Annotated in this window: 7 protein-coding genes; 6 read left to right on the forward strand and 1 reads right to left on the reverse strand. The window is 50.6% G+C overall.

Features of this window, described 5'->3' with window-relative positions; genetic code table 11:
- Nucleotides 1-506: 506 nt before the first annotated feature.
- The 6 genes from hflK to rnr all read left to right on the forward strand — a co-directional run bounded on the left by hflK (nucleotide 507) and on the right by rnr (nucleotide 8,908).
- Entirely contained in the window at nucleotides 507-1,673 is a 1,167-nt protein-coding gene (hflK, locus tag AK963_RS21340; protein WP_066017453.1) for an FtsH protease activity modulator HflK, read from the forward strand.
- Nucleotides 1,670-2,545 (forward strand): protease modulator HflC, encoded by an 876-nt coding sequence (gene hflC / locus AK963_RS21345; protein WP_066017447.1) that lies wholly within the window; start codon nucleotides 1,670-1,672, stop codon nucleotides 2,543-2,545. The genes hflK and hflC overlap by 4 nt, the downstream gene beginning before the upstream one ends.
- 260 nt (nucleotides 2,546-2,805) lie before the next feature.
- Nucleotides 2,806-3,000, forward strand: a complete 195-nt coding sequence (locus AK963_RS21350) for a DUF2065 domain-containing protein (RefSeq protein WP_066017448.1) — start codon at nucleotides 2,806-2,808, stop codon at nucleotides 2,998-3,000.
- A gap of 93 nt (nucleotides 3,001-3,093) precedes the next feature.
- Nucleotides 3,094-4,275, forward strand: a complete 1,182-nt coding sequence (locus AK963_RS21355; protein WP_066017449.1) for an ATP phosphoribosyltransferase regulatory subunit — start codon at nucleotides 3,094-3,096, stop codon at nucleotides 4,273-4,275.
- 159 nt (nucleotides 4,276-4,434) lie between these two features.
- A complete protein-coding gene (locus AK963_RS21360; RefSeq protein WP_066017450.1) occupies nucleotides 4,435-5,727 on the forward strand; it encodes an adenylosuccinate synthase in 1,293 nt (430 codons plus the stop codon).
- Between the two features lie 568 nt (nucleotides 5,728-6,295).
- Nucleotides 6,296-8,908: a ribonuclease R gene (gene rnr / locus AK963_RS21365; RefSeq protein ID WP_066017451.1), complete on the forward strand. Its 2,613-nt coding sequence runs from the start codon at nucleotides 6,296-6,298 to the stop codon at nucleotides 8,906-8,908.
- Nucleotides 8,909-9,015: 107 nt separating this feature from the next.
- On the opposite strand, the gene AK963_RS21370 is transcribed toward rnr, so the two are convergent.
- Nucleotides 9,016-9,336, reverse strand: coding sequence for a DUF6691 family protein (locus AK963_RS21370; protein ID WP_175404592.1), 321 nt, complete (start codon nucleotides 9,334-9,336; stop codon nucleotides 9,016-9,018).
- Between the last annotated feature and the right edge of the window lie 71 nt (nucleotides 9,337-9,407).

Here is a 9,407-nt window from a genome sequence, read left to right on the forward strand (position 1 = left end):
GAAAATCAACATCATTAAAACCTTCGGGTAGCTGTGGTCGACGAGACATCTGTTCTAGATAATGCATGGTAATGATGCCTAAGCATAGTTGGCGGCAGCTTAAGGATTTAGAAAATGCGATTGGTATAATTCGGTGTTTGTAAAGAAAATCCGTTGCGGTCTTTACCAATTCGGCTTGCGCTATTCGCTATCCAAACTCTACAATCTGGCTCAGGAACTATCTTTACGGTGCACGTCATATCGAGTGCTCGTAAAGGTTTGACAGGATCCCGGACAGCAAGGATACGTTGCATTTTTTACTCCCCTGTGGTGGAGTGAAAGTTGATGGCTGCTCTGGAAATTTATCCTGCGACGTCATGTCATACCTAGCAGGCTCTCAAGGTCTGAAGGTGACTATGGTATGCACATCCTCTGATGGACCGGCAATTGATTTAATAGCTGTCGTCCCCAGTAACAGGGATGCTCAAACCAAAATTCAATTTGATGCTGACTCTACGGAGACATATATGGCCTGGAACGAGCCGGGTGGAAATAACCAGGATCCATGGGGCGGTGGTAACAAAGGCGATAAGCAAGGACCACCGGACCTGGATGATGCTTTTCGCAAATTTCAGGAAAAACTGAATTCCATGTTTGGGGGAGGTCGTAAAGGCGGTTCCGGTGGTGGTGCCCAGGCAGGCTCTTCTTCCGGAATGTTTATTGGCATCCTGATTCTGGCTGTTGCTGCTTATATCTGGAATGCGGTCTATACCGTTGATGAAAAGGAGCAGGCCGTCATTCTTCGGTTTGGTGAGTATGCAGAGACTGTTGGCCCTGGTCTGCATATGTACTTTCCTCCTATTGAAACCAAGTTTCAGGAGCGGGTTACTGAACTGCGGACGTACAACCTTCTGCAGCAAATGCTGACTGAAGACGAGAATATCGTCGAAGTGGCCATGTCGGTTCAGTACAACATTGAAGACATCAAAGACTATGTGCTCAACGTTGCCAAACCTCTGGTGAGCCTGGAAGAAGCGACACAAAGTGCTCTGCGCCATGTTGTCGGTGGCTCCGAGATGTATCAGGTGTTGACTGAAGGCCGTGAAGTGATGGGTATTGAAGTGCGCGATCGCCTTCAGGCCTATCTGGACAGCTACGGCACCGGCCTGAATGTTGCCAAGGTCAACATTGAGAGTGCTCATCCTCCAAAAGAAGTGCAGGCAGCGTTTGATGACGTTATCCGCGCCCGTGAGGACGAAGAAAGAGCTAAGAACAAGGCTCAGGTGTATGCCAACAAGATCGTTCCTGAAGCCCGTGGTCAGGCTCAACGTATCATCGAGAATGCCAACGGTTACCGTGATGAGGTTGTCGCTAAGGCAGAGGGTGAAGCGGATCGTTTCGTGAAGCTGATGGGCGAATATAAGCGGGCTCCGGACGTCACCCGTGAGCGTCTGTACATTGAAACCATTGAAGAAGTGTTCAGTAAGTCCAACAAGGTCCTGGTGGATGTTGAAGGTGGCAATAACATGATGTATCTGCCGCTGGATAAACTGACACAGTCTCATGGCAGCAGCAATATGCCTTCCAGACAGCTGTCAGCACAGGAATTAAACGAGATTACCACCCGGGTGACAGAAGAATTGAATAAGCGCGTCAATAGCTCGCGAGTCAGTGGGGGGAGGGTAAGTCGATGAGTCAGAAAGCCTTCACTGGACTGATTATTTCCCTGGTTGTTGTGATACTGGCATGGGGCAGTTTATTTGTTATCTCCGAGCGGGAGAGAGCGGTTCAACTTCGTTTTGGACAGGTGGTTCGCGACAGCATTCCTCCAGGTCTGCATGTAAAAATCCCGCTGATTGACAAGGTTAAGGTGTTTGATGGTCGTCTGCAGACGCTTGATGTCCCATCCGAGCGTTTCCTGACCCTTGAGCAGAAAGCGGTTATTGTGGATTCCTACATCAAGTGGCGAATTCATAATGTCTACGACTTCTACCGTGCAACGGCGGGGGATGTATTCCGTGCCAGCAACCTGCTTGCCCAACGTGCTGAGTCCAGCATGCGGAACCAGTTTGGTAGCCTCACTCTGAACGAAGTGGTCTCTGGCCAGCGTGATGAGATGATGGATGAATTGACTAAAACGCTGAATGAAGTTGCCCAGAAGGAGCTTGGTGTCAGCGTTATGGATGTTCGTATCAAGCGGATTGACCTGCCTCCACAGGTCAGTGACTCCGTATTCGAGCGGATGTCATCCGAGCGTGAGAAAGAGGCTCAGGACTATCGTTCCCGTGGTCAGGAGATGGCAGAAGGTATCATGGCGAATGCTGACCGTGAAAAGCGGGTTGTTCTGGCCGATGCCTACCGCCAGTCTGAAATGGTTCGTGGTGATGGGGATGCCAAATCCGCTGAGATTTATGCCAAAGCTTATCAGCAGGATCCGGAGTTCTACGCTTTCTATCGTAGCCTTCAGGCCTACAAAGAGAGCTTCGGAGAGTCTGGTGACATCATGCTGATTGAGCCGAAAGGTGATTTCTTCCGCTACTTTAACCACGATAAGCAAGGCAAATAATGAACTCTTGCTAATAGAGTGGTAATATTATCAAAACCGGGCCTCGCCCGGTTTTTTCGTGTGTGGGTTCATTGAACGTGTGGCTGTGAACTCATGGCCATGCTGGGATCTAATACCGGTTGTGCTTCCTGACTCTCGTTATGAACATGAAAACTTGAGCTTTAGATATGGCGACGATTGCCAACGCAGGGTAAGGCTCAAATCTTCAACGCAACAGGGAGTTAGAAAGTTCGTTTGGTATCATCAGCGGAGAATGGGCAATGGACTTTGGGCAGCAATTATTGATTGCTTTCAGCTTGATGCTGGTGCTTGAGGGGGTTGTGCCATTTCTTTACCCACAACGCTGGCGACAATTAGTGAGCCGGCTGGCTGAAATTGATGATCGGCAACTCAGAATTGCCGGTCTGATCAGCATGCTGGTGGGTGTGGCTTTACTGTATCTGATCAATGGTTAGCCACTTCGCTTAGGAAACTTTCCAATAACCAGGCATGGCTCGGTGGGAAAGGAGCGAAGAAAAAATTCCACAGTAACAATAAGAGAGGCTGTTATGACCGTCGCTGATCGCTGGCTGCTGCCTGATGGAATTGAGGAAATTCTTCCCGGCAGAGCCCGTTGTGCTGAAAAGTTAAGGCGCGACATGCTCGACTTGTTCGACCGCTGGGGTTACCAGCTGGTGATTCCTCCTCATCTGGAGTTTATGGAATCGCTGACGGCAGGTGTCGGTCATGACCTTGATCTGCAAACCTTCAAGGTAACCGATCAATTGACCGGCAGAACCATGGGGTTAAGGGCAGATACAACGCCTGCGGTGGCAAGAATTGATGCGCACACCCTGAAAGTGGATGGGCCAGTAAGACTCTGTTATGCGGGCAGTGTCTTTCACGCCCGCCCGGCTTCTCTGGGGGCTTCAAGATCGCCGATCCAGATCGGTGCAGAGCTGTATGGCCACTCTGGTGTTGCAAGTGACCTGGAAGTGATTTCCCTGATGCTGGAAACCCTGGCTCAGGTGGATGCCGATTCAGTCAGCCTGGATCTCGGGCATGTGCAGATATATCGGCTACTGGCATCTCAGGCCGGACTGTCGGGTGATCAGGAGCAGGAACTCTTTGATGCCCTGCAGCGAAAAGCGATCTCTGAAGTTGAACAGCTGGTAAACCGCTGGGATATCAGTGAGGCGTCCGCGAGGATGTTGAAAAGCCTGCCCAATCTGGCAGGTGGTCCGGAAATACTTGAGCGGGCCAGAGGTGAGCTGGCTGATGCCCCTGAGGGAGTCGCCACTGCCCTGGATGAGCTTGGATTGATTGCCAGAGATATTACCAGCCTCTATCCAGGGACTGGTTTTTATTTCGACCTGGGAGAGCTCAGGGGTTACAACTATCATACGGGTGTCGTTTTTGCGGCCTACCTGCCTGGACAGGGGCAGGCTGTCGCTAAAGGTGGACGCTATGATGGGATCGGTGAAGCCTTTGGCCGATCACGTCCAGCGACAGGTTTCAGTACTGACCTCAAGGCGTTGCTGGAACTGAAAGCAGAAAGTACAGATGACTGTATAGAAGGCACAACCATTTTTGCACCTGTTGATGCGGATGCTGCCATTGTGCAGTCCCTGCGTCGGCAGGGGGAACGGGTAGTTCGCCAACTGCCCGGGCAAGGGACAGAAGCAGCGGGCATGGGTTGCAACCATCAGCTGATCTGCCGTGACGGCGAATGGTTGGTTGAACCTTTATAAAATGGCATCAAGGTCTGCTCCGCCAGGAAGTACCGGTGGAACAGTATGCCGTTCGGGGTGGCAACCGATTGCCGTGTTTTTCCGCAGGTGTTCTGCGGATTTGTAAAGTTACTGATGCAGCGTCAGGCTGCATTGCATTGAAACTAAGAGACCGATTCCATGGGTAAGACTGTTGTCGTACTTGGCACCCAGTGGGGTGATGAAGGTAAAGGCAAGATTGTCGACCTGCTGACAGAGCAGGCTGAAGCCGTTGTTCGCTTCCAGGGCGGCCATAATGCCGGACACACCCTTGTTATTAATGGTGAGAAAACCGTTCTGCACCTGATTCCTTCCGGAATCCTGCGGGAAGATGTGGTTTGCTACATCGGTAACGGTGTTGTGCTGTCTCCTGAAGCGCTGCTGAAAGAGATGAAGCAGCTGGAAGAAACTGGTGTTCCTGTTCGTGAGCGCCTGAAGCTCAGCCCGGCCTGTCCTCTGATTCTGCCTTACCATGTGGCACTGGATCAGGCGCGTGAGCTGGCCCGTGGTGAAGCAAAAATCGGTACTACGGGTCGTGGTATCGGCCCTGCTTATGAAGATAAGGTGGCCCGCAGAGGTCTGCGCGTTGCTGATCTGCTGCACCCTGAGCGTTTTGCCAGAAAGCTGAAAGAAGTGATGGACTATCACAACTTTGCCCTGCAGAACTACTACAAGGCAGAAGCCGTAGATTACCAGACCGTTCTGGACGACACCCTCGCCATGGCCAAAGAACTGATTCCGATGATTGATCGTGTTTCAGACCGTCTGCATGAGCATCATGGGCGTGGCGACCATATTCTGTTTGAAGGTGCCCAGGGTTCTCTGCTGGACATCGACCATGGTACTTACCCGTTTGTAACCTCATCCAACACCACCGCTGGTGGTACCTCTACTGGTACCGGTTTTGGCCCGCTGTACCTGGATTACGTACTGGGTATTACCAAGGCTTACACTACCCGTGTTGGTTCAGGCCCCTTCCCAACAGAGCTGGATGATGAAAATGGACGCCATCTTGCCAAAGTAGGTAATGAGTTTGGCGCTACTACCGGGCGTCCACGTCGTTGTGGCTGGTTTGATGCCGTCGCCCTGAGACAGGCTATTCAGATCAACTCTGTCAGTGGTCTTTGCCTGACCAAGTTGGACGTGCTTGATGGTCTTGAAACGATCCGCATCTGCGTGGATTACAAGAATGCTGATGGTGAGTCCATTACTACGCCTGTTGATGTTGAAGAGTACGAGTCTGTTCAGCCTGTTTATGAAGAGATGCCAGGCTGGAGCGAGTCTACGTTTGGTGTGAAGAGTCTTGATGAGCTGCCTGCAAATGCACTGGCTTACATCAAGCGTCTTGAAGAAGTAACCGGTGCGCCGATTGATATTATTTCTACCGGACCTGACCGTGTAGAAACTATTGTCCTGCGTCAGCCGTTTGCCTGATTGCTCCGATCAGGGACTTGAGATGAAACATCAATAGCCCCTGACTTCTCTTAAAAAGAAATAGCCGGTTTATCATGGGATGGATCGGCTATTCTTTTATTGGCATTTTATTGTAGGCTCTGTTGACATAATGTTGCAGATTCAGTGGCTTATATAGCCGCCTTCCACAAGGCGGACTGGTGCAGGTGTAGTGGTTCTACATCCAACCAGTCCAACGATGCTGGAAGGCGGCTATACAAGCCACCCTTCGGGCTCAAACCAGAGCACCCGTGACGTCGTTGCAGGAACTTGAAAGACGTTGGTATTCCTGCGTTCCTGCGCCTGGCCACGAATGCCCTGGTTTTAGCTGAGCCTGTAACCTTATGTCAACAGAGCCTAACCCCCTCTTTGCATTGACTCGCCGATACATGTACTAATACAGAATGGATTCAATGTTTTCCTTCCACCACGACCCGAGCTGAAGGTAGCCATGAGCTAGCGAAAGCCCTGAGCTAAAAGAAAACGGTATGACAATGCATTTTTATTTCCCTAAAGCAGCCCTGAGCTGGTAAAGAGGTGCAATAACCACATGTCAAAAGGGTGGAAAAGCCAGGATAGTCAGGCATCTCTCGAAGCAGAGCGCTATGAGAACCCGATCCCCAGTCGTCTGTATATCATGGAATACCTTGAGGAGCGGGGAGCACCAGTCAGTCATCGTGCGTTGTGCCGTGAACTGGGTATAAGCGACGAAGAACAGAAAGAAGCGCTGATGTTTCGTCTGAAGGCGATGATCCGTGATGGTCAGCTGCTGCAAAATCGCAAGAACGCCTTTGCCCTGATCAGTAAGCTGAATCTTATTAAAGGCATTGTTCAGGGAAATAAAGAAGGGTTTGGCTTTTTAATTCCGGATGGTGGTGGCGATGACCTCTACCTGTCCCCCCGTGAGATGAGGCAATTGTTTGATGGCGATCGTGCGGTAGTACGTGAATCAGGCGTTGATCATCGGGGACGCAGGGAAGGTCAGCTGGTTGAGGTGCTTGAGAGAAATACGACACAGGTTGTTGGTCGCTACTATACCGAGTCCGGTGCAGCCTTTATGGTGCCCGAGAACCCCCGCATCAGCCGGGAAATTATTGTCCAGCCAGGCCCACTGATGCCAACGGAGGGTCAGTATATTCTGCTGGAAATTACCCAGCAGCCTGGGCGTCGCAATATGCCTATGGGGATTGTTAAGGAAATTCTGGGTGGCAGAGCCGATGCTGGAATGGAGGTTGAGGTTGCTGTTCGCACCCATAATATCCCCCATGACTGGCCAGAAGAGGTAGAAAAACAGTGCAAGGGTTTTACTACTGAGGTAGCAGAACCCGATAAGGAATTCAGGGTCGATTTACGGGAAACGCCTTTTGTCACTATTGACGGTGAAGATGCCCGTGATTTTGATGATGCGGTTTATTGTGAGCCGAAAAAAGGTGGCGGCTGGCGACTTTTTGTTGCGATTGCGGACGTTTCTAATTATGTGAAACCGGGCTCGGCTCTGGATAAGGAAGCGGTTAACCGGGGGACATCGGTTTACTTCCCGGGGCATGTTATTCCCATGTTGCCTGAGGTTCTGTCCAATGGCTTGTGTTCCCTTAATCCAGAAGTAGATCGACTGGCAATGGTCTGTGAAATGACCATCAGTGGCAAAGGCAAGATCTCCGGTTACAAATTCTATGAAAGTGTTATCCGCTCCCATGCCCGTCTGACGTATACCAAGGTCTGGGATATGTTGTCCCTCAGTGATGAGGGCCGGGAGCTACGGAAAGAGTACAAGCCGCTAGTGCCTCACCTTGAGGACCTGTACTCACTGTACAAAACATTGGTATCCGTGCGGGCAGAGCGGGGTACGATTGATTTTGATACGGTAGAAACACAGATTATTTTTGGTCGCCACCGTAAGATTGAGCAGATTGTGCCAAGGGAGCGTAATGACGCTCACAAGCTCATTGAAGAATGTATGCTATGTGCCAATGTGTGCGCGGCGAAGTTTCTTGAGAAGCATAATCTCCCAGGGCTTTACCGGGTGCACGAAGGGCCGACGCTGGAGAAGAAGCTTAACCTGAACAGTTTTCTTGGCAGCCTGGGGCTGGCGCTTTCCTCAGGGAAAATCACCCCTCGTGATATTCAGGCACTGTTGCTTAAGGTAAAAGACCGTCCTGATTACCATGTGATTCAGACCGTGGTACTGCGCTCGATGAGCCAGGCGGTCTACAGTGGTGATAATCAGGGGCACTTTGGTCTGGCCTTTAAGGCTTATGCGCACTTTACCTCGCCGATACGGCGTTACCCTGATCTACTGGTGCACAGGGCGATTCGTCACATTATTCGCTCAGAGATTCCTTCCCGGCATGTGGTTCGTGTGGGTGCCAGCCCAATACCTGAAAAACGCATCTATCCATACAAAGCGGGTGATATCCAATCACTGGGAGAGCACTGCTCTGCGACAGAGCGACGGGCCGATCTGGCAACCCGTGATGCGATGGACTGGTTGAAGTGTGACTATATGCAGCAACATATTGGTCAAACCTTCAGCGGTATCGTCTCTTCAGTCACCGGCTTTGGGTTGTTTGTTGAGCTGAAAGATGTATTTGTCGAGGGCTTGGTTCACGTGACCAGCCTGCCTGATGATTATTACATTTACGACAATGTGCATCACTGTATGCGCGGTGAGCGGACCGGACGTCGGTTTGGTCTGGGCGATGAACTGGAAGTGATGGTCAGTAAGGTTGATCTGGATGATAAGAAGATTGACTTTGAACTGCTGTCAGCGCTTAGTAAGCCTGGAAGAAGAAAGTCATCCAGTAAGTCCGGTTCTGCTAAAAAATCCCGCTCATCAGGAAGTGCTGCGTTAGGCAGTCGATTTAAGTCTGCAGCGGCCAAGGCGAAACTGCTCAGAGAAGCTAAGGCAGCTGAAGAAGCGGCTAAAAAAGGGAAGGGCTCTTCATCATCTGCTAAAGGTGCTTCTGAGGATGGTCAGCCATCGGGTCGTAAGCCGAAAGGCAGGAAATCTTCCAGAACGACGGGTAAAAAGGGCAAGCCAGCCGCTTCCAGCAAAAAGAAGGTTGCGGGTAAGAAGAAAAAGAGCAGTGCCAAGAAGCCTGATTCAGCCAAGGCCTCAAAGCCAGCAGGCAGACAGCCTCGTAAACGGAAGGTCAGCCAGTAAGCATTTTTTAACCACAAAGAGCACGAAGTTCACCAAGGAGGAGATAATTTTCTTCCTTTGTGTACCTCGTGATCTTCGTGGTTATACAAACATCTTTCAGAAGTGGCTCATCTCAATATTTTAGTTTTGACTTGATGACTGATGAACAACCCCGCCATCATGGCTGCAATGAACATCCACACGTCGCTATTGCCAGAAAATGCTGACGTTACAGCCGGGCCCGGACAGACACCCAGTAAACCCCACCCGATTCCAAAAAGGCTGGCACCCACCACCAGTGGTGCATCAATCACCTTGCTTTTATTCAGGCTCCAATCATTATCGAGCAGTGGCTTGGCTCTTGTTTTGATCAGCAATTGATACCCGGGAATAATACCAATCGCATTTTCTAAATCCTTAAGCTGCCGCCAACTATGCTTAGGCATCATTACCATGCATTATCTAGAACAGATGTCTCGTCGACCACAGCTACCCGAAGGTTTTAATGATGTTGATTTTC

Source organism: Endozoicomonas atrinae (genome assembly GCF_001647025.1).
In the GTDB taxonomy this organism is placed as follows: Bacteria; Pseudomonadota; Gammaproteobacteria; order Pseudomonadales; family Endozoicomonadaceae; genus Endozoicomonas; species Endozoicomonas atrinae.

Bases quoted from the DNA above. Each gene is read 5' to 3' on its own strand.
- hflK (WP_066017453.1), top strand. From the start codon at position 507: ATGGCCTGGAACGAGCCGGGTGGAAATAACCAGGATCCATGGGGCGGT.
- hflC (WP_066017447.1), top strand. From the start codon at position 1,670: ATGAGTCAGAAAGCCTTCACTGGACTGATTATTTCCCTGGTTGTTGTG.
- AK963_RS21350 (WP_066017448.1), top strand. From the start codon at position 2,806: ATGGACTTTGGGCAGCAATTATTGATTGCTTTCAGCTTGATGCTGGTG.
- AK963_RS21355 (WP_066017449.1), top strand. From the start codon at position 3,094: ATGACCGTCGCTGATCGCTGGCTGCTGCCTGATGGAATTGAGGAAATT.
- AK963_RS21360 (WP_066017450.1), top strand. From the start codon at position 4,435: ATGGGTAAGACTGTTGTCGTACTTGGCACCCAGTGGGGTGATGAAGGT.
- rnr (WP_066017451.1), top strand. From the start codon at position 6,296: ATGTCAAAAGGGTGGAAAAGCCAGGATAGTCAGGCATCTCTCGAAGCA.
- AK963_RS21370 (WP_175404592.1), bottom strand. From the start codon at position 9,336: ATGATGCCTAAGCATAGTTGGCGGCAGCTTAAGGATTTAGAAAATGCG.